Annotated in this window: 21 protein-coding genes and 2 pseudogenes; 12 read left to right on the forward strand and 11 right to left on the reverse strand. The window is 70.4% G+C overall.

What is annotated here, in order from left to right; genetic code table 11:
* Nucleotides 1-115 precede the first annotated feature (115 nt).
* The 5 genes from ABZ749_RS07605 to ABZ749_RS07625 all read right to left on the reverse strand — a co-directional run bounded on the left by ABZ749_RS07605 (nt 116) and on the right by ABZ749_RS07625 (nt 4,678).
* A complete protein-coding gene (locus ABZ749_RS07605; protein WP_357223992.1) occupies nt 116-856 on the reverse strand; it encodes a DUF6069 family protein in 741 nt (246 codons plus the stop codon).
* A 5-nt stretch (nt 857-861) separates the two neighbouring features.
* Nucleotides 862-1,860, reverse strand: a complete 999-nt coding sequence (locus tag ABZ749_RS07610) for an RNA polymerase subunit sigma-70 (protein WP_357223995.1) — start codon at nt 1,858-1,860, stop codon at nt 862-864.
* Nucleotides 1,861-2,129: 269 nt separating this feature from the next.
* Complete coding sequence (locus tag ABZ749_RS07615; RefSeq protein ID WP_357223997.1) at nt 2,130-3,038, reverse strand: hypothetical protein; 909 nt, start codon at nt 3,036-3,038, stop codon at nt 2,130-2,132.
* A gap of 12 nt (nt 3,039-3,050) precedes the next feature.
* Nucleotides 3,051-3,839, reverse strand: coding sequence for an SDR family oxidoreductase (locus ABZ749_RS07620; protein ID WP_357223999.1), 789 nt, complete (start codon nt 3,837-3,839; stop codon nt 3,051-3,053).
* Nucleotides 3,839-4,678, reverse strand: coding sequence for a fumarylacetoacetate hydrolase family protein (locus ABZ749_RS07625; RefSeq protein WP_357224002.1), 840 nt, complete (start codon nt 4,676-4,678; stop codon nt 3,839-3,841). Before ABZ749_RS07625 ends, ABZ749_RS07620 begins: the two co-directional genes overlap by 1 nt.
* Before the next feature lie 112 nt (nt 4,679-4,790).
* On the opposite strand from ABZ749_RS07625, the gene ABZ749_RS07630 reads away from it, so the two are divergent.
* The 4 genes from ABZ749_RS07630 to ABZ749_RS07645 are packed head-to-tail and all read left to right on the forward strand — an operon-like array spanning nt 4,791 to nt 8,290.
* Entirely contained in the window at nt 4,791-5,510 is a 720-nt protein-coding gene (locus ABZ749_RS07630; RefSeq protein ID WP_357224005.1) for a GntR family transcriptional regulator, read from the forward strand.
* 28 nt (nt 5,511-5,538) lie between these two features.
* The gene (locus ABZ749_RS07635) at nt 5,539-6,249 is read left to right on the forward strand and encodes a (Fe-S)-binding protein (protein WP_357224008.1); all 711 of its coding nucleotides are present in this window, start codon (nt 5,539-5,541) and stop codon (nt 6,247-6,249) included.
* Nucleotides 6,246-7,691 (forward strand): LutB/LldF family L-lactate oxidation iron-sulfur protein, encoded by a 1,446-nt coding sequence (locus tag ABZ749_RS07640; protein WP_355006197.1) that lies wholly within the window; start codon nt 6,246-6,248, stop codon nt 7,689-7,691. The genes ABZ749_RS07635 and ABZ749_RS07640 overlap by 4 nt, the downstream gene beginning before the upstream one ends.
* Complete coding sequence (locus ABZ749_RS07645; protein ID WP_357224010.1) at nt 7,688-8,290, forward strand: LUD domain-containing protein; 603 nt, start codon at nt 7,688-7,690, stop codon at nt 8,288-8,290. Before ABZ749_RS07640 ends, ABZ749_RS07645 begins: the two co-directional genes overlap by 4 nt.
* Here the strand turns inward: ABZ749_RS07645 and ABZ749_RS07650 are convergent.
* Nucleotides 8,274-8,780: a signal peptidase II gene (locus ABZ749_RS07650; protein ID WP_357224013.1), complete on the reverse strand. Its 507-nt coding sequence runs from the start codon at nt 8,778-8,780 to the stop codon at nt 8,274-8,276. The two genes, ABZ749_RS07645 and ABZ749_RS07650, sit on opposite strands and share 17 nt — an antisense overlap.
* Nucleotides 8,781-8,835: 55 nt before the next feature.
* The gene (locus tag ABZ749_RS07655) at nt 8,836-10,407 is read right to left on the reverse strand and encodes a carboxypeptidase-like regulatory domain-containing protein (protein WP_357224017.1); all 1,572 of its coding nucleotides are present in this window, start codon (nt 10,405-10,407) and stop codon (nt 8,836-8,838) included.
* 344 nt (nt 10,408-10,751) lie between these two features.
* Between ABZ749_RS07655 and ABZ749_RS07660 the strand changes: the two genes are divergently transcribed.
* Genes ABZ749_RS07660 through ABZ749_RS07680 form a run of 5 tightly spaced genes read left to right on the forward strand, consistent with a single transcriptional unit; the run spans nt 10,752 to nt 15,885 of the window.
* Nucleotides 10,752-12,341 carry an ABC transporter substrate-binding protein gene (locus tag ABZ749_RS07660; protein ID WP_357224041.1) on the forward strand — a complete coding sequence of 530 codons (1,590 nt, stop codon included), beginning with the start codon at nt 10,752-10,754 and terminating at the stop codon, nt 12,339-12,341.
* Nucleotides 12,311-13,330 carry an ABC transporter permease gene (locus tag ABZ749_RS07665; protein ID WP_357224019.1) on the forward strand — a complete coding sequence of 340 codons (1,020 nt, stop codon included), beginning with the start codon at nt 12,311-12,313 and terminating at the stop codon, nt 13,328-13,330. Before ABZ749_RS07660 ends, ABZ749_RS07665 begins: the two co-directional genes overlap by 31 nt.
* Entirely contained in the window at nt 13,323-14,207 is an 885-nt protein-coding gene (locus ABZ749_RS07670) for an ABC transporter permease (RefSeq protein ID WP_357224022.1), read from the forward strand. Before ABZ749_RS07665 ends, ABZ749_RS07670 begins: the two co-directional genes overlap by 8 nt.
* On the forward strand, nt 14,204-15,208 hold the full coding sequence (locus tag ABZ749_RS07675; RefSeq protein WP_357224025.1) for an ABC transporter ATP-binding protein: 1,005 nt from the start codon (nt 14,204-14,206) through the stop codon (nt 15,206-15,208). Before ABZ749_RS07670 ends, ABZ749_RS07675 begins: the two co-directional genes overlap by 4 nt.
* On the forward strand, nt 15,205-15,885 hold the full coding sequence (locus ABZ749_RS07680; protein WP_357224028.1) for an ATP-binding cassette domain-containing protein: 681 nt from the start codon (nt 15,205-15,207) through the stop codon (nt 15,883-15,885). Before ABZ749_RS07675 ends, ABZ749_RS07680 begins: the two co-directional genes overlap by 4 nt.
* Before the next feature lie 84 nt (nt 15,886-15,969).
* On the opposite strand, the gene ABZ749_RS07685 is transcribed toward ABZ749_RS07680, so the two are convergent.
* Nucleotides 15,970-16,869: an ABC transporter substrate-binding protein gene (locus tag ABZ749_RS07685; protein ID WP_357224031.1), complete on the reverse strand. Its 900-nt coding sequence runs from the start codon at nt 16,867-16,869 to the stop codon at nt 15,970-15,972.
* 110 nt (nt 16,870-16,979) lie between these two features.
* Here ABZ749_RS07685 and ABZ749_RS07690 point away from each other — a divergent pair.
* Both ABZ749_RS07690 and ABZ749_RS07695 read left to right on the forward strand, forming a co-directional pair.
* Nucleotides 16,980-17,099 (forward strand): annotated as a pseudogene (locus ABZ749_RS07690) (transcriptional regulator); the annotation flags it as partial.
* A gap of 143 nt (nt 17,100-17,242) precedes the next feature.
* On the forward strand, nt 17,243-17,794 hold the full coding sequence (locus ABZ749_RS07695) for a GNAT family N-acetyltransferase (RefSeq protein ID WP_357224034.1): 552 nt from the start codon (nt 17,243-17,245) through the stop codon (nt 17,792-17,794).
* Between the two features lie 252 nt (nt 17,795-18,046).
* Here the strand turns inward: ABZ749_RS07695 and ABZ749_RS07700 are convergent, their stop codons facing one another.
* Nucleotides 18,047-19,123 carry a cellulose binding domain-containing protein gene (locus ABZ749_RS07700; RefSeq protein ID WP_357224036.1) on the reverse strand — a complete coding sequence of 359 codons (1,077 nt, stop codon included), beginning with the start codon at nt 19,121-19,123 and terminating at the stop codon, nt 18,047-18,049.
* Between the two features lie 553 nt (nt 19,124-19,676).
* Here ABZ749_RS07700 and ABZ749_RS07705 point away from each other — a divergent pair.
* Nucleotides 19,677-19,760, forward strand: a pseudogene (locus ABZ749_RS07705) (IS5/IS1182 family transposase); the annotation flags it as partial.
* Nucleotides 19,761-19,791: 31 nt separating this feature from the next.
* On the opposite strand, the gene ABZ749_RS07710 reads toward ABZ749_RS07705, so the two are convergent.
* Together ABZ749_RS07710 and ABZ749_RS07715 are read right to left on the reverse strand one after the other, a co-directional pair.
* Nucleotides 19,792-20,118: a DUF6355 family natural product biosynthesis protein gene (locus ABZ749_RS07710; protein WP_355006211.1), complete on the reverse strand. Its 327-nt coding sequence runs from the start codon at nt 20,116-20,118 to the stop codon at nt 19,792-19,794.
* Between the two features lie 270 nt (nt 20,119-20,388).
* Nucleotides 20,389-21,198 carry a helix-turn-helix domain-containing protein gene (locus ABZ749_RS07715; RefSeq protein ID WP_357224038.1) on the reverse strand — a complete coding sequence of 270 codons (810 nt, stop codon included), beginning with the start codon at nt 21,196-21,198 and terminating at the stop codon, nt 20,389-20,391.
* Nucleotides 21,199-21,326: the final 128 nt, after the last annotated feature.

Below are 21,326 nucleotides of genomic sequence, written 5' to 3' on the forward strand. Positions count from 1 at the left end.
CGAAGCGCAGCAGCACCTTCCACCACGCCTCGTCGAACACCACCGTGTAGAAGGTGAGGAGAGCCGCGCCGACCAGCACGGCGAGAGCCATGGCGCTCATCGGAGGCAGCAACGTTCAGTCGGTCCGGGCGCGAAGGCTCCGGGTCAGGACCGGGATCATCACCGCCGCAGCGACGACGTGCAGCCCGGCAAGGGCGGTGACGGTGGCCGCGTTCGCTCCGGAGATGAGGGGCGGGACCAGCGAGATCACGGTCAGGGCCACCGCCGTCCACACGAACCGGTCGGCGGGCCGAGCACTCCACCGGAACAGCGCCACGGCGATGACGACACCCACCACCGAGAAGAAGCCGGTCACCACGGCGATCCCGGACAACGGAATCGTCTCGCCACCATCGGGGATCTCGAAGTCGACGCCGGCGGCCCGGGCCAACGCGGCGGCGAGGGTGGTGATCACCATCGCCGCGAGCGTCGCGATCACGCCGGTGCCGGCGAGCCCACGGAATCGGTGGGTGTAGCGGGGTGGGCCCGATGCCGGGCCGGCGGCGATCCCGGTGTCCTTCATGCTGTTCATGTTGTCTCCTTCAGACGGAGGCTGTCGTACCGGATGTGTTGACTGACGTGTGACGGCACCGGGCGTGAAGACACGCACTCGCGCGGTGCGACGGTCGGGGTTGCACAGCGCACGGACGCCGGTGCCGCGCAGCCAGAAGCCGGCATCGCGTCCGAGGACCGGCCCGGGCTCACCATCGCGCAGCTCCAACTGCACGCGCCCGCTGGTGACCACGCCGAACGCGTCGTGCCACTCCGCCGCGACCACCTCGGCGCGCGTGCCGCCGTGCAGCGTGAGCGTCCGCACCGGGACTACTCCGTGCCGTCCGCCGGCAGGCGTTCCGGCAGCCCGAGCCGCGGGAACTGGTCGTCGTGGAAGATGAAGACCTCGGTGATCGCGCCGCCGGTGATGCGCAGGACGTCGATCGTCAACGGCAGGTACGCGCCCTCCTGCTCCCGCCAGTGGTAGAAGGCGACGGCGGGCTGGCGGTTCACCGAGGTGGGGACCGCACGCAGGCCCTTCATGCCATCGAAGCCGTCCTCGACCCAGCTGTTCACCACCGCGTCGCGGCCGACGTACAGGCCCGGTGTGGGCGGCATCGAGTAGCGGACGTCGTCTCGCAGCATGGCTGCGAGCGCGTCGACGTTCGTGGCCACGCTGGCGTCGGTGAAGCGCCGCACCAGCTCGCGCGTGCCGGCGTCCTCGTCGCCGCCGGTCCAGTCCTGCCGCTCGGCGGGCAGGTGCTCCCGCATGCCGGCGCGAGCCCGCTGCAAGGCACTGTTGACCGAGTTGACCGAGTCCCCGAGCAGCTCCGCGACGTCCCTGGCGGGCCAGCCGAGCACGTCCCGCAGGATCAGCACGGCCCGTGGACGCGGCGCGAGGTGCTGGACCGCGACCAGGTACGCCAGCTCGATCGTCTCCCGCGCCACGGCGACGGTCTCCGGCTCGTCCACGTCGCCAGCGGGCAGCTCGTCGAGCAACCGGTCCGGGTAGGGCTGCAACCACAGCACCTCGCCGCCGTTGGCCGGCGCCGGGCGGCGCTTGGCGAGCAGGTCCAGGCAGGCGTTGGTGGCGATCCGGTACAGCCAGGCCCGGAACGTCGACCGCCCCTCGAAGGTCTCCCGCCGCCGCCAGGCACGCAGGAACGTCTCCTGCACGGTGTCCTCGGCGTCCTCGAACGAGCCGAGCATCCGGTAGCAGTGCACGTGCAGTTCCCGCCGGTGCCGCTGCGCCAGCCCCGAGAACGCCGGCTCGTCGACCTCGCCCAGACCACTCACGCCCAGCTCCTGCAGCCGCGTGTCCGCACTCATCACGTCATCCTTCCGCCTCGTCATGTCCTGTCGCAGGTATGACGGGCGCGGATGCGACAACTCATCACTGGAGTGAGCGGACGTCATCCTCCCGAGGGTCGACGCGGAGAGTGGGCCGCGGCGATCGCGACGAAGCTGTAAATGAGTACCTGGCTGCACTTCCCATGCCGGAGCACGATGATCAGGTGATGAAAAATAGGTCAGGAAGGTTCCTGGACACTACTTTTCATCACCTGATCTTGATTAGAGCGTGACGCGCCAACGCGGTCCTACCGGGCGGTGCCGCCACCCGATCGGCCCGCACCGGCGGAGGGCCGGTGCGCGATGCGGGGCGCCCGCACGGCGGAGGCGTTGCCCGACCCCGGGCGGTAGTCCCGTGCCGCGCTGGCCACCATCTCGTCGGCGTCGCGGGTAAGCGTCTCCCGGATGTGCGGCGGAACGAACTCGGACGTCGCCATCGCCAGTCGGACCTGCACCGCGCGGTCGTCGACCAGGCGGGCGAGGTCCGCCTCGCTCAGTTCGACGGCCCGCACCAGCGCGGCGCGGACATCGACCACCGGGTCCGCGGCGAGCGCGCTGCGCTGCGCGGCGGTGGTCCGCGGGTTGCGGGCAACCCCCTTGCGTACGCGTGCCGTGCGATCGGCCAGCAGGGCGTCGATCACGTCGGGGTCGTGGGTGTGCGTGCCGAGTCGTTCCCGTACCTCGGGTGACACGTCCTCGATCAGCTTGGCGGCCAGCTCCGGCTCCAGTTGACGACTTTCCGCGAGGAGCCCGCGAAGCTCCTTGTCCGAGGTCTTCGACATGACCTGGCGGATCGACTCGTCACAGGCCGGATTGCTGGCGACGGCCCAGCGGACCCACCGGTCGGCGTCCTTGACCAGGCGCATGAGGTTGGCGATCGACGTGGAGGAGTTCCTCGCCACGGCCTCCCGGACCTGACGATCTTGGTCGCGGGTGAGCGGTCGCAGGGCCTGCGCGGGTGCGTCGGCCCGAGAGGCGACCGCCTTGCGGACCAGGACCGACGGGTCGGATGCCAGGTCGATGAGGGTCATTTGTGGCGTTGTGGGGTCCTGAGCGAGGGCGAGCCGAGCGTCAGCGCTGCCACCGATCGGACGGTGGGCGGTGGTGCCGGACGCGCTGTGACGGTCGGCCTCGCCGACGTCCTGCTGTTTCCCCATGCCGCAATCATGTCACGCGCCCGATTCGGCAGGATTGGCCACGGGCGGGACCGGGGCGGGCAGGCGCAGACCGGACATGCCGCCGTCCACCGGCAGCGACGAACCGGTCACCGACCTGGTCGCGGGCGAGGCCAGGTAGACGACGGTGGCGGCCACCTCGTCGGCGGTCACCAGTCGGCCGGTCGGCTGGCGGGCGGCCAACTGTCGCTTCTCCGCCGTCGGGTCGGCCGCACCGGCGAGCAGGCGGGCCACCCAGGGCGTGTCGACGGTGCCGGGGGCGACACAGTTGACCCGGACGCCCTCCGTCACCAGGTCGGCGGCCATGGCGAGGGTGAGGGCGTGCACGGCACCCTTCGACGCCGAGTAGAGGGCGCGTTTGGGCAGACCGGTGGTCGCGGCGATCGAGGAGATGTTGACGATCGCCGCGGAGGACGACCGGCGCAGGTACGGCAGGGCGACGGCGCTGGTTCGGGCCACGCCGGAGACGTTGACGTCGAGTACCCGGCTCCACTGCTCGTCGTCGTTCTCCTCCACAGTGCCCACGGCCGAGATGGCGGCGTTGTTCACCAGGATGTCGATGCCGCCGAACGTCTCCGCGACCGAGGCGACGGCCGCGGTGAGGGAGGACCGGTCGGCCACGTCCGCCTGGACGCCGAGCACCCCGGGGGCCTCGGGCAGCCCGGACAGTTCCAGGTCCAGGACACCCACCCGGGCGCCGGCGGCGACGAACGCCCGCACGCAGGCGAGGCCGATCCCCGATGCACCTCCGGTCACCACCGCCACGAGACCGTCACACCGCATCAGGCGTCCCGGAGCGTGTTGCGCTGCCGACCGAGGCCGTCGATCTCGATCTCCATCACATCGCCGACGGCCAGGTACGGGAAGCGGCCGGAGAGCGCCACTCCCTGCGGGGTGCCCGTGTTGATGACGTCGCCCGGGTCCAGGACGGTGTACTGGGACAGGTGCCAGACCACGTACGCCACGTCGAAGATCATGTCCTTGATACTGGAGTCCTGGCGGGGCTCGCCGTTGACCCAGGAGCGCAGCCGCAGCGCCTGCGGGTCGCCGATCTCGTCGGCGGTGACCAGCCACGGGCCGAGCGGTTGGAACGTCTCACAGGACTTGCCCTTGGACCACTGGCCGCCGGAGACCGCGAGTTGGAAGTCCCGCTCGGAGACGTCGTTGGACAGCACGTATCCGGCGATGTGCCCGAGGGCGTCGGCCGGTGAGGCGAGGTAGCGGGCCGTTCGGCCGATCACCACCGCCAGCTCCACCTCCCAGTCGGTCTTCGTCGATCCGCGCGGGATCAGGACCTCGTCGTACGGGCCGACGACGGTGTTGGGCGCCTTGTAGAAGATGATCGGCTCGGTCGGTGGCGCGGCACCGGACTCGGCGGCGTGCGCGGCGTAGTTCTGCCCGACGCAGAGCACCACACCCGGCCGGGCGATCGGCGCGCCGACCCGCTGCCCGGTGACGTCGATCTCGGGCAGGTCGGTGGCCTCGCGGGCCCGCCGGACGCCGTCGCCGGCAAGGAACTCGCCGTCGATGTCGACGGTGAGCGACGAGAGGTCGAAGTGCCGCCCATCGACGTACAGCACGGGGCGTTCCCGTCCCACCGGCCCGACGCGCATGAATCTCACGAACCAACCTCCACTGCCTGGGTCGCCAAGAACCCAATTTCCTATAGGATGTTGTTCGGCTCGTGTGTACTCGCTCACACCGGCACAGTCAAGGGGTCGCTGAGGAGACGAGATGGCCCAGCAGGAACCTCGCGAGGGTCGACTCCGCCCCGCCCGTCGACTCACCCTCGCCGAGGACGTCTACGAGTCGATAAAGACGCTGGTCATGGACCACATCCTTCCGCCCGGCGAGCGGGTCAACATCGACGCGCTCGCCCGGGAACTCGACGTCTCCCCCACCCCCGTCCGTGAGGCCCTCGCGAGGCTGGAGGCCGACGGCCTGGTCCGCAAACGCCCACTCTCCGGCTACACCACGACGCCACTGTTGAGCCGTGCCGAGTTCGACGACCTGTTCGACGTCCGGCAACTGCTGGAGGGCGCCACCGCCGGGCGGGCCGCCACCCACGCCTCCGCCGAAGCGCGCCAACGGATCAGCGTCGAGGCGGCGGCGAGCATCGACGTGGAGGCCGGCGACGGATATCGCCGCCACGCCGCCTTCACCGCACTGGACGCGACGTTCCACGACCTGATCGCCGAGGTCTCCGGCAGCCCGTTGCTGCGGGACACCATCACGCGGCTGCACTCACACCTGCACCTGCACCGGCTGTACTTCCCGGTCGCCGGCGCAGCGGACACCAACGCCGAGCACCAGCGCATCGCCGCCGCCATCGTCGCCGGCGACGCGACAGCCGCCACCGAGGCGATGCGGGCCCACCTCAGCGCCGCCCGGGAGCGCCACCTGCCCGCCTTCGGCCGGCTCCCCACCCCCGCGACACCGCGCGACTCGGCCTGACCCACCCCCACGGATCCGAGGAGCCGCCATGCGGATCGCCCTCTTCATCACCTGCGTCAACGACCTCGCGTTCCCGGCCACCGGCATCGCTGTCACCCGCATCCTGCGGCGACTCGGCCATACCGTCGACTTCCCCGCCGACCAGACCTGCTGCGGGCAGATGCACGCCAACACGGGTTACCGGGCCGAGGCCATGCCTCTGGTGCGCAACTACGTCGACGTCTTCGACTCCTACGACGCCATCGTCGCGCCGTCCGGGTCGTGCACCGCGATGATCCGCGACCAGTACCCGCGCCTGCACGCGCCGGCCACGTCGGTGGCCGCCCGCACGTACGAGCTGTCCGAGTTGCTCGTCGACGTTCTCGGCGTCACCGACGTCGGCGCCGAGTTCAAGGAGACGGTCACCTACCACCCGACCTGCCACGGCCTGCGGATGCTGCGTCTCGGCGACCGACCCCTGACTCTGCTGCGCCAGGTGCGCGGCATCCACCTGGTCGAGCTGGGCGACGCCGAGGAGTGCTGTGGCTTCGGCGGCACGTTCGCGCTGAAGAACCCGGACGTCTCCACCGCCATGCTCACCGACAAGTGCGCCCGGGTCCGCGACACCGGCGCACGGGTGCTCGCCGCGGCCGACAACTCCTGCCTGGCGCACATCGGCGGCGGTCTCGACCGCCACCGCTCAGGCGTACGGGCCGTGCACTACGCCGAGATTCTCGCCGAGACGGGAGCCAGCTCATGAGCCATCCGGTCGCACCCGCCACCGGGGGCGGGCGGATCCGCACGCCGCTGCCGTTCCCCACCGCCGCCAGGCCGGCCGTCGCCGACCCGCAACTCCGGGCCAACCTGCACCGGGCCACCCGCACCATCCGGGCCAAGCGAGCCCGGGTCGTCGACGAGGTACCCGACTGGGAGGCTCTGCGCGACGCCGGCTCGGCGATCAAGGCGGACGTCCAACGTCGGTTGCCGGAGTTGCTGGAGCAGTTCGAGGCGTCCGTCACCGCCGCCGGCGCCACTGTGCACTGGGCCCGCGACGCGGCCGAGGCGTGCCGGATCGTGGTCGAGCTGACCCGGGCCACCGGGGCCGACGAGGTCGTGAAGGTCAAGTCGATGGCGACCCAGGAGATCGAGCTCAACGAGGCGCTGGAGGCCGCCGGGATCGCCGCGTACGAGACCGACCTCGCCGAGCTGATCGTGCAGCTCGGCGAGGACACCCCCTCGCACATCCTGGTGCCGGCGATCCACTACAACCGGGCCCAGATCCGGGAGATCTTCGAACGTCGCATGGCCGACGCGCCGCCCGACCTGAGCGACGAGCCGGCCGCGCTGGCCGAGGCGGCCCGCGCTCACCTGCGACGGCGTTTCCTCTCGGCCCGGGTCGCCGTCTCCGGCGCGAACTTCGCCGTCGCCGACACCGGCACCCTCGTGGTGGTCGAGTCCGAGGGCAACGGCCGCATGTGCCTCACCCTCCCCGAGACGCTGATCAGCGTCGTCGGCGTCGAGAAGCTGCTGCCGACCTTCACCGACCTGGAGGTCTTCCTGCAACTGCTGCCGCGGTCCTCGACCGGTGAGCGGATGAACCCGTACACCTCGATGTGGACCGGCGTCACCCCCGGGGACGGCCCGCAGGACGTGCACGTCGTGCTCGTCGACAATGGCCGCTCCGCTGTGCTCGCCGACCCGGTCGGGCGGCCGGCGCTGTCCTGCATCCGCTGCTCCGCGTGCCTCAACGTCTGCCCGGTGTACGAACGGGCCGGCGGGCACGCGTACGGCTCGGTGTACCCGGGCCCGATCGGCGCGATCCTGTCGCCGCAGCTGACCGGCGTCGCCGACAACGCCTCACTGCCGTACGCGTCGACCCTCTGCGGCGCCTGCTACGACGTGTGCCCCGTGAAGATCAACATTCCGGAGATCCTGGTCCACCTCCGCCAGCAGGCACCGCACCCACCCGCCGAACGGGCCACCATGCGGCTCCTGTCCTGGGTGATGCGCAGCCCCCGACGGTGGGCCGCCGCCCTGCGCCTGGCCCGGGCCGGCGCGGGGCCGCTCGGGGCGTACCGTCAGCGGCGCACCGGCGCTCGCACGCTGCGGCGACTGCCCTGGCCCGCGTCGGCGTGGACCCGGTCGCGTGACCTGCCGCTGCCCGCGCCGCAGACCTTCCGGGAATGGTGGGGAAAACAGTGAGCGCACGTGACGAGATCCTGGCGCGGCTCCGGACGGCCCTGGCCGACAGCCCGCCGCCGGTGCAGGTGCCCCGCCGCTATCGCCGGGTCGGCGACCACCCCGACCTGATCGAAACCCTCGTCGACCGCCTGGAGGACTACCGGGCCGTCGTCCACCGTGGCACCGACGCCCTGCACCGGCTGCTCGGCGAGGTCGGCCGGCTCGCCGTTCCCACCGACACCCCCGCCCATTGGCTGGACGGCTACGCCGGAGAGCTGCACCGCGACGCGCCCCAGCTGTCACCGGCCGCGCTCGACGGCCTGGACGCGGTCCTGACCGGCTGTGCCGTGGCGGTCGCCGACACGGGCACCATCATCCTCGACGCCGGCCCGACGCAGGGGCGGCGCGCGCTCACCCTGGTGCCCGACCGGCACATCTGTGTCGTCCGCACCGACCAGGTCGTCGGCCTGCTGCCGGAGGCGCTGGCCCGACTGGACCCACGCGCGCCACTGACCTGGATCTCGGGCCCGTCCGCGACGAGCGACATCGAGCTGAACCGGGTCGAGGGAGTGCACGGCCCGCGCCGCCTGGAGGTCGTACTGGTCAGCTCAGGAGTCTGACGACACCTGCTCGCGGGTCTCGTCCGGCCTGGTCCCGCAGCGGGACGCCGCGCACGTTGAGCAGCATGACGATGCCCACGCCGACCACCAGGGCGATGTCGGCGACGTTGCCGACGAAGAACCCGGCGTAGTCGATGAAGTCCACCACGTGCCCCCGCGCGAACCCCGGCTCGCGGAAGAGTCGGTCCAGCAGGTGCGTCGTCGCACCGCCGAGCACCAGGCCCAACGCCACCGCCCAGGGACGCGACGTGACCCGCCGGGCCACCACCGTCACCGCGACCACCGCCGCCGCGGCGAACACCGCGAAGATCCAGGTGTACGCGGAGCCGATCGAGAAGGCCGCGCCCGGGTTGTAGACGAGGCGCAGTTGCAGCAGCTCACCGAGGAGCGTGATGGTCTGCCCGTCGGACAACGCGGACTCGGCCCAGAACTTGGTGGCCTGATCGGCGGCGAGCACCACGGCAGCGATCAACACGACGGCGCGGAACATCCCGGAACCCTAGCTCACGGTTTGGTGCGCGGGCGGCGCCGGTGCACGGCCCGGCTCAGCCCCGCCGGCCGGGAAAGTCGACGGTGAACGGCGAGGTGCCCACCCGGATGGCGGACGCGTCGACCTGCCTTACGTAGTCCGGGTAGCAGCGGTCGGGGTGCAGGCAGAACCGGACCCGCTGGCCGGGCAGGAGTCGGGCGTCGTACCGGCCGTCCTCGACGTTCTCGTCGACCGCGACGATGTCGCCGGTGTCGGCGTTGTAGACGTAGACGGGGTAGCTGTAGCCGTACACCGGGAGGCCGTTGGCTTGGCCGGAGACGGCAGTGCCGGCGCTCATCCGCTCGTTCGCCACGGTGGTGCCGCCGGCGACGACCTTGATCCGGGTCGCCTTGACGCTGTTCGGCGCCCCACCGGACCACTGGGTGGCGTAGACGCTGTTGGCGCCGCCGTTGCCCGGTGGGATGAACGCCAGCAACCACTCGTACGGGCCGAGCCCGCTGAAGGTGTACGAGCCGTCGCCGGGAACCTTCCAGGTGGTCTCGTACCAGAACGGATCGTAGGTCGTCAGCGCGACGGTCACCGACACCGGCTGGCCGGTGACCGCGTCGGTGATCGACCCGGTGATCGACCCCGCCCGGTCCAGCAGGATGTCGGGCAGCGTGGTGATCCCGGGCCCTGGCTCGACCACCAGTGCCTTGGCCCGGTCGCCGGTGCCACCCTCCGGGCCGACCCACTGCGCGCCGTGCCCGTTGGCCGAGCCGCCGGCCCAGATGTTGTACCGGTCCGGGTGGAGGCTCCGGAACCGCACCACCCCGTTCTCGTCGGAGATCTCGTTGGCGTCATAGATGTCGGGAAACCGCTTGTCCACCGAGATGGCGATGATTCCCGTGTTGGGCACCGGTGCGCCGGTCGCCCGGTCCCGCAGTGTCACGCGCAGTTCGTTGCCGGGCGGCTGGACCGGCAGCGTCGCGTGGGTCACCCGCCCGGCGACCGCGGTCGCCTCGACCATCCCGCCCTCGTGTACGCCGTCGTTCGCGGCGCCGGTGAACCGGTAGTGGCCGGGCGGCACCTCCAGGTCGACGTACCCGTTCGGGAAGGTCCCGGCGGCGTTGGTGCAGATGAGGCCGAGCTCCAGCGGGTCCTGAACACAGAAGTTCCGAACCTCGGCGCCGGTGGCCGCGTCGGCCGCGACGAACCGGATCCGGCCGGCCGGAGGAAGCACGTCGTCGACGACGAGCCTGCCACGGGTCGGCACCGTGACAGCTCCCCAGGGGAACCCGAGCCGGCTCGGGTAGTAGCGGGGTCGGAACACGCCGGGCAGTTGGTTGGTGATCCGGTAGCGCCCGGCCGACACCCGGGACACCCGCCACCGGCCGGCCCGGTCCGTGGTGGTCGAGTAGGTCGGATGCTCGGCGCCGGAGTCCGGCGCGAGGGTGACTCTGACCTGGCTGGCCGGTCGGCCGGACCGTTCGGTCAGGGTGCCACTGACGGTCGCGGCGACGCTGCCGGCCCGGACCGGCGCGACCGGACCCAGCACCGCGTCGACCCCGAGCAGCAACAGCGCGCTCAGCGCCGCCAACAGGAGAATTCCGGTACGTCTGGTGGGACGTGCTACTCGACTGCCCATCGTGGTGGCACCTCCGGAATCGGCGAAGCCCGGCTCGCTTCGCGCACATCAGGGGGCAGCCTAACCACGCTTCTCACCACTGCTTGTCAAGTGACGAACACGGAAAGTGTCGGTTTTCGAGGCATCTGCGGACCGCTACGGACGGTTATGGCGCCGCCGGCCGCCACCGCTGGCCACCCGCCCGGCTGATGGTTGGTCGGGTGAGGTGCGGAAACGACATAATGCATGGCTTTGGTAATTGCCAAAGGCTTGCAACTGTGCCACCGTGATGATCAACTGTTCCGGCACTCCGCCCACCCGACCACCGATTCCTCCCCACACCACAGGAGCCCTCTGTGACCCGGATGCGTCCGACCCTCCGACGCCTCGTGGCGGCGACCGCGGCGGCGGGGATGCTCGTCCTCGCCGGCTGCTCGACCCCGGCCATCCCCAACGGCACATCCGGCGGCGCGACGCTTGTCGTCGCCACCTCCGACGAGCCGGACGCGCTGAACCCGGTGCTCAACTACGGCGTCGACGGCGCCTCGCTGATCTTCGACGGCCTCGTCAGCCGGGACGACGACAACCGCCTCGTCGCCGGTCTGGCCACGGCGTTGCCGGAGCTGTCCGCCGACGGACGCACAGTGACCGCGAAGCTGCGTGACGGGGTGCAGTTCCACGACGGCACCACGCTGAGCGCGGCGGACGTCGCCTTCACCTACCAGGCGGTGCTGGACCCGACTGTGGACTCCACGCTCCGCTCCGACCTGGACATGGTGGAGTCGGTGACCGCGCCCGACGCGGCCACCGTCGTGTTCCGGCTGCGCTACCCGTACGCGCCGTTCCTCCAGCGACTCACCCTCGGCATCGTGCCGTCGAAGCTGCTCAGCGGGCAGGACATCAACACCACCGGGTTCAACCGGAAGCCGATCGGGACCGGGCCGTACAAGGTCGAGTCCTGGACGCCGGGTGACCGGCTGGTGCTCACCGCGAACGAGCGCTACTTCGGTGGCCGGCCGGCGAACAACCGGGTCGTGGTGGCGTTCGTCGCCGACGACAACGTCCGCGCCCAGCGGATGCGGGCCGGCGAGTTCGACGCCGCCGAGCTGCCGCCGAAGCTCGCCTCCGGGTTCGACTCCGACACCGCGTACCGGGTGCAGCGGGTACCGACCGCCGACTACCGGGGCGTGATGCTGCCGATGGGCAACCCGGTTCTCGCCGACCCGGCGGTCCGCCGGGCGCTCAACCTCGCCGTCGACCGGGCCGCGATGGTCTCCGGAATCCTCGGTGGCGCTGGCGAGCCGGCGTTCGGGCCGGTCCCCCCGACCTCCGAGTTCGCCGACCCATCGACAGTCGGCACGCCGACCGCCGACGCGACCGCGGCGAGCGCGCTGCTCGACGCGGCCGGCTGGAAACCCGGTGCGGGTGGGGTGCGGGCCAAGGACGGCCGGCCGGCCCGGTTCACACTGATGTACCCGGCAACCGACACCCTGCGCAAGGACCTGGCCCTGGCCGTCACCGCCGACGCGAAGAAGATCGGAATCGAGGTCACCCCGGCCGGGCTCACCTGGGACGCCATCGACCCGCGAATGAAGTCCGACGCCCTGCTGATGGGCTACGGCACGCCGTACGACCCGGACTTCGTCTCGTACAAGCTGTTCAGCTCCCAGTTCGCCGGGCAGGGCTACTTCAACCCTGGCTCGTACCGCTCCGAGGTGACGGACCGCGCTCTGCAGGAGGGCCGTGACCAGATCGATCCGGCTCTCCGCAAGGCCGCCTACGCGCAGTTCCAGAAGCAGTTGGCCGCCGACGTGCCGTGGCTGTTCCTCACCTACCTGCGGCACACCTACGTGCTGAAGTCCTCCGTCCAGGGCGCGGCCCCCCGGGTCGAGGCGCACGAGCACGGGGTGGCGAACAGCATCTGGTGGAACATCAACACCTGGACGCGCTCGTGACCCGCTCCGGCCGACTGGCCGGGGCCGGGGCGGTGGTCCGACGCCGCCTCCTGGTCGCCGTGCCCGTGCTCGCCGCCACGAGCATCGGGATGTTCGCCCTGGGGGCCGCCTCGCCTGTCGATCCCGCCAAGCAGTACGCGGGTGCTGCGGCCTTCACCGCCAGCGAGGAGAACCTGGCGCAGATCCGTGCCAACTGGGGTGTCGACGACCCGCTGCCGGTGCAGTACCTGCGCTGGATCGGCAATCTGGTCCAGGGCGACCTGGGCTGGTCGACGAGTCGTCACGAGCCGGTCGCCTCGGTGCTCTCGGCCCGGGCCGGCTGGACGCTGTTGCTGATCGGGGTGACCCTCGCCCTGGTCCTGGTCGGCAGTCTGCTGCTGGGCGCGCTGGCCGCGTACCGCCGGGGTGGGTTGTTCGACCGCTGTTTGCGGGCGGCGGCCTACGCGGTCGAGTCGATGCCGGTGTTCTGGCTGGGCCTGGCCGCGATCGCCGTGTTCGCGCTGGCCCTGGGCTGGTTTCCGGCGGGCGGGCTCACCGATGTCACGGCGACCAGCACCTCCTGGGGCGACGTGGCGCACCACCTGATCCTGCCGGTCGGAGTGCTGGCTGTTTCCCAGGCGCCGTGGTTCGTGCTGTTCGTTCGGGACGCGGTAGCGGAGAGCATGCGCGACGACCACGTGCTCGCGGCGCGGGCCCGCGGGTTGCCCGGGCGGACGGTCCTGTTCGGGCACGCGTTACGGACCGCGCTGCTGCCGTTCCTCACCCTGGTCGGCACCCACCTGCCCGAGCTGGTCGGCGGGGCGGTGCTCGTCGAGACGGTCTTCTCGCTGCCGGGCCTCGGTGCCGTCACGGTGGCCGCCGCGCTGGGCAGCGACTTCCCGCTGTTGGCGGCGATCACGCTGGTCACCACCGCCGTGGTGCTGGCCGCGAACCTCACGACCGACCTCGCCTACGCCGCCGCCGACCCGAGGGTGCGACTCGATGGCTGACCTTGTCACCCGACCGCCGCTGCTCCACCTGGCCCGGTCCCGGCTGCGGCTGCGACCCGGCCAGACCGGTGTCGTCGTCGCCGGTCTGGTCCTGCTGGTGGCAGTCGCCGGCTCGCTGCTCGCACCGCTCGTCTGGCCACTCGACCAGAGCGCGGTCGCGCTGGACCAGACCCGGTTGGCACCGTCCTGGACCCACCTCGCCGGCACCGACGACCTGGGCCGCGACGTGGCACACCGGGCCGTCTACGGACTGCGGGTCTCGTTGCTCGTCGGCGCGGTCGCCGCCCTCGTGGCCACGGTTCTCGGGGGCGTGGTCGGCGGGATCGCCGGCACGCTCGGCGGCCGGGTGGACCGGATCCTGATGCGGGTCGTGGACACCATCGCCGCGATGCCCCACCTGCTGCTGGGCATCTTCATCGTCGCCATGCTGCGTCCCAGCCTCGGTGCCGTGATCGCCTCCGTCGGGCTCACCCACTGGCTCTCCACCGCCCGCATCGTCCGATCCGAGTTGTTGAGCCTGCGGACCCGACCGTTCATCGACGCCGCCATCAGCGGTGGGGCCGGCCGACTCCGGGTCCTCACCCGGCACCTGCTGCCGCACGTCCTGCCCCGGCTGGCGCTGGCCACCACCCTGATGATCCCGCACGCGGTGTGGCACGAGACCGCCCTGTCGTTCCTCGGCCTCGGCCTGCCTCCGCACCTCGCCTCACTGGGCAACATGATCAATGACGGCCAGGGGTCGCTGCTGACCGGTGCCTGGTGGGCGAGCCTGGCACCGGGCGCGGTCATCGTCGTCGCCACCCTCGCCATCGCGGTCCTCGCCGCCCGCTGGCGCGACCGCCTCGATCCCCGGATCCGAGCGGAGCTGCACCTGTGACCACCACCGATTCCGTTGCGGCCCCGGCGTCTCCCCGCGCCGCCGCGGGTCAGCCACTGCTCACAGTGGACGGCCTCGGCGTCGAGTTCCGGCTCCGCGACACGACGGTGCGTGCGGTCAGCAATCTCAGTCTCACCGTACGGGCCGGCGAGCTGCTGGCCATCGTCGGCGAGTCCGGCTGCGGCAAGTCCGTCCTGGCCCACGCCCTGCTCGGCCTGCTACCCGGCAACGCCACGACCACCGGCCACGCCGTCCTGCACGACCCGGACAGCGAACCGGTCGACCTGATCACCTGCGGTCAGCGCCACCTGGCTCGCAGGGTGCGCGGGCGCCGCGTCGGGCTGGTGCCGCAGAGCCCGGCCACCGCCCTGAACCCGGTACGCACCGGACGCCGACTGCTCGCCGAGACGCTGCGGGCGCACGGCCGCGACCGCGCCGACGCCGACCAGCTCGCTGTCGATGTCGGGCTCGACCCGGCGGACCTGGACCGCTACCCCCACGAGCTCTCCGGTGGCATGGCACAGCGTCTGGTCACCGCGCTCGCGCTGGCACCCGACCCGTCGCTGCTCATCGCCGACGAGCCCACCACCGGGCTGGACCGGCCCCTGGTCGACCACACCCTCGACCTGCTGAGACGTCGCTGCGACAACGGCTCGGCGGTCGTGCTCATCACGCACGACCTGGCTGCCGCGCAACGGGTGGCCGACACCGTCGCCGTGATGTACGCCAGCCGCATCGTGGAACACCGCGCCACCGACCAGCTCTTCACCGCGCCGACCCACCCGTACGCCTCGGCGTTGCTCGACGCCCTGCCGGACCGGGCCTTCCGGCCGGTGCCGGGCGACCCGCCGATGCTCACCGCGCTGCCACCCGGCTGCGCGTTCGCGCCCCGCTGCCCGCGCCGCACCGACACCTGCGCGGACCGACCAGAGCCGACACCGGTCGCCGGTGGTGGCACTGTGGCGTGCCACCACCCGATCCCCACCGGAGCCACCACGTGACCAGTGCGCAGCACCTGCTCGCCGACGAGGTAACCGTCTCCTACGGCCGCCAGGTCGTCCTCGACGGCGTCACAGTGCGGGTCGGCCGCGGAGAGACGGTCGGACTGCGCGGGCCCTCCGGTTGCGGAAAGTCGACGCTGGTTCGGGTCCTTGCCCTGCTGCACCGCCCCGATCAGGGTCGGGTCAGCATCGATGGCACCCCGGTCGACGGCGTCCGGTACGCCGTACCGGTCGCCCTGCGGACCCGCGTCGCCGCCCTCTTCCAGAGCCCACGTGCCGCCGCCGACCCCCGACTGAGCCTCGCCGACCTGATCGCCGAACCGCTACGCGCCACCCGGACGCCCGAGCCGGCGGTCCGCGAACGGGTCGCCGAACTCGCCGACCTCGTCGGCCTCACCGCCGACCTGCGCAGCCGACGGCCACACGCCGTCTCCGACGGGCAACTGCAACGCGCCTGCCTCGCCCGGGCCCTGGCGCACCGCCCGGACTACCTGCTCTGCGACGAGGCCACCGCGATGCTGGACGCCTCCACTCAGGCGCACGTCGCCGCCGTCATCCGCGACTACCAGCGGACCCGGCAGGCCGGGGTGCTGGTCATCAGCCACGACCAGACCCTGCTGGACCACTGGAGTGACCGGATCGTCGACCTCGCCGGCACGGCGGGGGCGCGCACCTGACCCTCGCTCCGGGGCGTTGCGAATGCCGGGGGCAACGGACGATCTGCATCGGAGGTCCGCCTCCGCCACTCGGGCGCGACAGCGTCAGCCGACGTCGAGAGGCACCCGCCGAGCGCGGGAGTCGGGACGGCCGGCGAGGATGGCGGCGAGGATCTCCGCGCCGTCGACGACCCGTGGGCCGGGGCGGTTGAAGTAGGCAGGCCCGTCGACCACCCACACCTGCCCGGCACGCACCGCGGGTAGGTCCGCCCAGCCGGGTTGCGCGGTCGCCACGGACAGCTCGTCGACGGTTCGCTCCGGCGTGAACCCGCACGGCCCGAACACCACCACGTCGGGGGCCAGGTCGGCGACCACCGACCACGGGTGCGGGGTGCTGTGCGCACCCGGCCCGAGCAGCAGCGACCGCCCACCCGCGTAGGTGATCTGCTCCGGAACCCAGTGCCCGCCCGGCATCAACGGGTCGAGCCACTCGACGAACAGCACCGTCGGCGCGCCGGGCACCGGCCCCGGCAACGCGGCGAGGCGACGCTCGGCGTCAGCTCGGATCTCCACCGCCCGGCCTTCGGTGCCGGTCAGCGCGGCCACGGCATCGACAGTGTCCAGGATCCCGTCGATGGTCCGCGCCTCCAGGGACATCACCCTGGTGTCGAGATCGATCAGACCAACCGCGTCGTTGACCCGCTCGTAGGAGACCGCACACACGTCGCACAGATCCTGGGTCAGGATCAGATCCGGCTTCAGGCCCTCCAGCATGGCGACGTCGAGCTGGTACAACGACGAGCCTCGGTGCGCGTCACCGGCGATCGCCGCCGAGATCTCCCGGCTCGTCAAGGTCTCCGGCAGGGACGTCGCGGTCACCGCCGGGACGTCGGCCAGGGCCCCCGGCGGCCAGTCACACTCGTGGGTACGGCCAACCAGGTGCCCGGTCAGGCCGAGCATGGCCACGATGTCCGTGGCCGCCGGCAGCAGGGAAACGATGCGCACAACCGCCTGCCTACCAGGCGCGACCGAGCCACGTCCACTTCCGTACAGCGAGACCGCGGCGGCCATCAGCATGGTCAACGACCGCCTCGGCTCAGCACGCCTCGACTGGCTTCATGCCCGAAGCACTCGCTGACTGGCACGGCTCAATCCTTCTTCGGCACCTGGTCCACCGCCTCGACCCAGAGCACCCATTCGTCGACCTCAACATCCACAACATCTGGGCATTGCTGGTCGCACGCATCCACAGCCTCCTCACCGATTTGAGCGAACCGGACACTGAGCCTGAGCCGCGGACCTCCGGCAGAGTCGAGCGGTAACCAGGCCCGATCCGCCCGCAGCGACGGCGATAGTGCGGGTCATGAAAGATAGGACGATGGCGAGACTCGAAACTCCACGACTCGTGCTGCGCCGTTGGCGCGATGACGACATCAGGCCCATGACGGCGATCAACGCGGATCCGGACGTCATGCGCTGGATCGGCAACGGGACGCCTGCCGATCGAGAACGCACGGCGGCGGGAATCACCGGCTGCGAACGCGCCTGGGACGAACACGGGTTCGGGCTGTTCGCGGTCGAGGTCCGCCAGACCAGCGAACTGGCGGGTTTTGCCGGCTTGGCGATCCCAACCTTCCTGCCCGAGGTTATGCCCGCGGTCGAGATCGGTTGGCGGCTGGGTAGACCGTACTGGGGCCAAGGCTTCGCCACCGAGGCCGCCCACGCAGCGCTGCACTTCGCGTTCGTCGATCGAGAACTCGATCGGATCCTCAGCATCCACCAGATCGGCAACGACGCATCTGAACGTGTCATGCAGAAACTCGGAATGCGGCTGGACCGCGAAACCATCGACCCCTCCTGCAACCGCCCGACCCGCGTCTATGCGATCACCCGCGATGAGTACAACCGCACTCTCGCCATACCGGCCTGACAGGGCACTCGACAGTTGTGAGGTGCCCCACAGGGTGCTCCAAGCATGGAGGCGAACCGGTGGCGTGGGTGGTGGCTACAGCCTTATTCATCCCCTCTTTCAAGCGAGAAGTTTGTTCGGCTGTCCGAGCCGTATCCTGATCTGCCGCGGACAACAAGCGGTCCCGCACGGCCGGCAGCCGCTCCAAGTGGCCCGCAACTGGCGGGGTTGCTGCGGGAACGGGGCGACCTCGACGAACGGAGGGCCGAGGCGCTAACGGATGGTGAAGGTCAGCGGGTTCGAGATGCCGATGCCGCCGTGGGAATCATGGACCCGCACGGTGAAGCTGGACGACGTGCCGGCCGACAGGGCCGTCTGGAACTGGTAGCGCTGTCCGCTGTTGGTCGGCGTCACGGCCAGCCGGGTTGCGCCGAGGTACAACTCCACCCGGCTGACGAGGTCCCCGGGGTCGGTGTCGGCGACGTCGGCGACCAGCGTGACGGTCGTCGGCTCGAGGAAGTAGGTCTGCCCGCCGGGGGTGCTCAACGCCACCGCCGGCGGGTGGTTGGTGCCGGTGGACGCCGGCGTCACGACCGTGACCAGCAACGGCGGCGCAGCGCCAGACAGCGACTGGTCGGTGCCGGCCGAGACGTACAGCACGAAGGTGGTGCTGGTGCCGGGCTCCCCGATCGGTGGTGTCCACAGCGCCTCGTACCGGTCACCGGTCGTCCTCACCCCCCGGGCCGCCGTGACGCCGTCCACCCGGAACGACACCGAGGTGATGCTGTGTCCGCCTCCCACGGTCGCGGTCGCCGCCAGCGGGATGGTTCCTTGCGTGGTGTACACCGCGCCGGCGGTCGGGCTGAGCCAGGTGACGATCGCCGGCCAGTCGGCGACCGGCGGTGTGGTCGTCCGGGTCGGCGTCACGCTGGGCAGGACGCCGCCGGTGCACGTGACGCCGTTGAGCGTGAACGACGCCGGTATGGGGTTGCTGCCCGACCAGGCGCCAACGAAACCGATGTTCGCGGAGCCATTGGTGCCAAGGGTCGCGTTCCAGCCCAGATTGGTCGCGCTGACCTGCTGGCCCGCCTGGGCCCAGGTGGCGCTCCAGGTTTGTGTGAGCCGCTGGTCGACTGCAGGGAACGCGAACCGCAGCGTCCACCCGTTGACTAGGTCACCCACGTTGGTGACCGCGATGTCGGCGTGGAAGCCACCGGTCCACTGGCTGGTGACGACGTAGTTCACCCGACACCCGGCCGCCGCGTTCGCCGCACTGGCGTGTGAGATCGCGGCCATCATCGCGACCATGGCAACAGCGATGGCGGCCACAGCAGTCAGCGACTTCCGCATGGCACACCTCGCCGTAGATAGTTAAACGTCTATGGATATGTCGACTGTCCTGCTGCTCCGCCTTCCTGTCAAGGCGCGCACGGCAGTCCTGCCGCCGGCAGGACAACGGACAGCCCGCCCATGGCTCATCGGTAGCGGCCACAGCTCCGAGCAGGCAGAAGAGTGGACAGGGCAGCTTCCCGCCCGGACCGCGACTGACCGCCAGGTCCTGAACGACTTCGCGTCAATAATTCCTGCGCGCCGCGCTCTTCGAGCGCCTTTCGTATGAAGGATCACGGTGCTGCCGCCGCGCAGGCTAACACCGCAACGATGGCAGCATCCCTCGAGTCGACACGGACCTCCACCTCGATCATGAGGGCGGTTGGCCGTCGTTCCGGGGCGGCGTGGTAGCGGAATTCTTGAAGTGCTGCTCCATTTCGAAGCGTTCAGGCACCTCCATCATCGTGACGGGGCTGGTCACGGCGGTGGGGTGGGGGGCAGGGATCGACGTAGGGCGAGGCTCCCGGCAAGACAGCAGTCGACCCAAGATCCGATGCTCCAACCGGAAGCCTCGCTGTTGTCCTACCCTGCCGCGATTCCCCTGTCCGACCGCACCCTCATTTGCCTCGCTGACCTGATCCGCAACCACCGAAGGCAGGTAGAGAATCGCGCAGCACTTGGCTGGCGGTTCAACAAGTTTGACCCGAGTACCAGGCGTTGGATACGGCGTTGGCGCCGCCGATGTCCCACGTTCCCGGGCCGATGCACCAGGTCCAGTCGTCGCGGGGCCACGTCGCGTCGACGTAGATGAGCACATGGGTGTTCCCGCAGTGGTTGTACCAGGCCGTTACCGCGTCTTCGTAGTAGCCGCAAACCTGCGCGGCGACGTCCTCGCTGCCGGGCTTGGCCTGCTCCGAAACCGCGGTGGTTTCGGGTTGGGACAGGCGGGAACTGGCACCCGGACTTGCCTGTGCCACGGTCCCAGACAGGGTGAGTGCGCCGAGGATCGCGGTCACTGCCGAGATCCGAAACGCCGTTCTGCACCACATTTTCACGATGGTCTCCTGTCAGCCGCCGCTGCGGCCTAGATGATGCTGCTGGCTGCATGAAGTGATCGATGTACTTCCTCGCGCTCCTTTCATCGCGAAAACACGCATCGATGCAACACGCTCAAGTGAACCTTCTTCCGTAAGCCGGGATCAGATTCAACCCTGACTGAGCGGATTTCTTAAGATAAGAGTGCAGGCCGCAGCCAGGTTTGTCGTTACTGGTAAGCGCACAAGTCTTTAGTCTGCGCGTACTCTCGCGCACTGCTCGCGGAACTGGCGTGGCGAAAGACCGTAGGCGCTGCGGAACGCCTGGCTGAAGTGCGCCGGGCTGGTGAACCCCCACTGGGCGGCGATCGCGTGGATCGGGCGCGCGCCTAGTTGGGGGTTGGCGAGGTCGCGTCGGCACTGCTCCAGGCGACGCTCGCGGACCCAGCCGGCAACCGTGTGCCCTTCCTCGTGGAACAGCTTGTGCAGGTATCGCAACGAGATGTGATGCGCTGCGGCAATCGCGTCCGGTGTCAGGCGCGGATCGCCCAGATTCTCTCGGACGAAGGCGTGGATCTGAGCCATCAACGCTCGCCGTCGGGTGTGGGAGGGCACCGCGCTTTGGACGTCCAGCGCGTTGGCCAGTGCCGCTGTCAACACGTCAATGGTGAGGGTGGACAGCCGGGCGGCGTCCAACGGACTGAGTTCGTCCATGTGCCGGGCAAGGTGCAGCAGGAATTGTGAAGATAACGCGCCGATACCTTGGGCGCCAGGGATGCGAACTGCGCTCAGGCGCCGCAACTCCCAAGGGGGCAACGGCAGTAACAAGCGCGGGAAGCGCAGGAGCAGCAGCTGACTAACTGGCACATCCGGGGTGAATTCGGCCAGATAGGGCCGGGAGGTGTCATACAGTATCAGGTCCCCCACGCCGAAATCTGTGCGCTGGCCGTCTTGCGTGATCATGCCGCCACCACGCACAAGGCAACCCAGCTTGAACACCTCGGGATCGGCCTGCCGAATGAGCTTGGGAGTGCGGTGGACCGAGTGCGGCATCGTGGTCATTAATGTCGCCTGCACGGGACCGAACTCGCTAATTCCGACCTGAGCCCGACGCGCGTGGGGCGTTGGCCGGCGAGAGCCAGCGCCAGTGACCCGGCCGGCGCGGCGTGCAGACCGGCACGGCCTGACCT

The organism is Micromonospora sp. NPDC047753 (assembly GCF_040642735.1).
In the GTDB taxonomy this organism is placed as follows: Bacteria; Actinomycetota; Actinomycetes; order Mycobacteriales; family Micromonosporaceae; genus Micromonospora.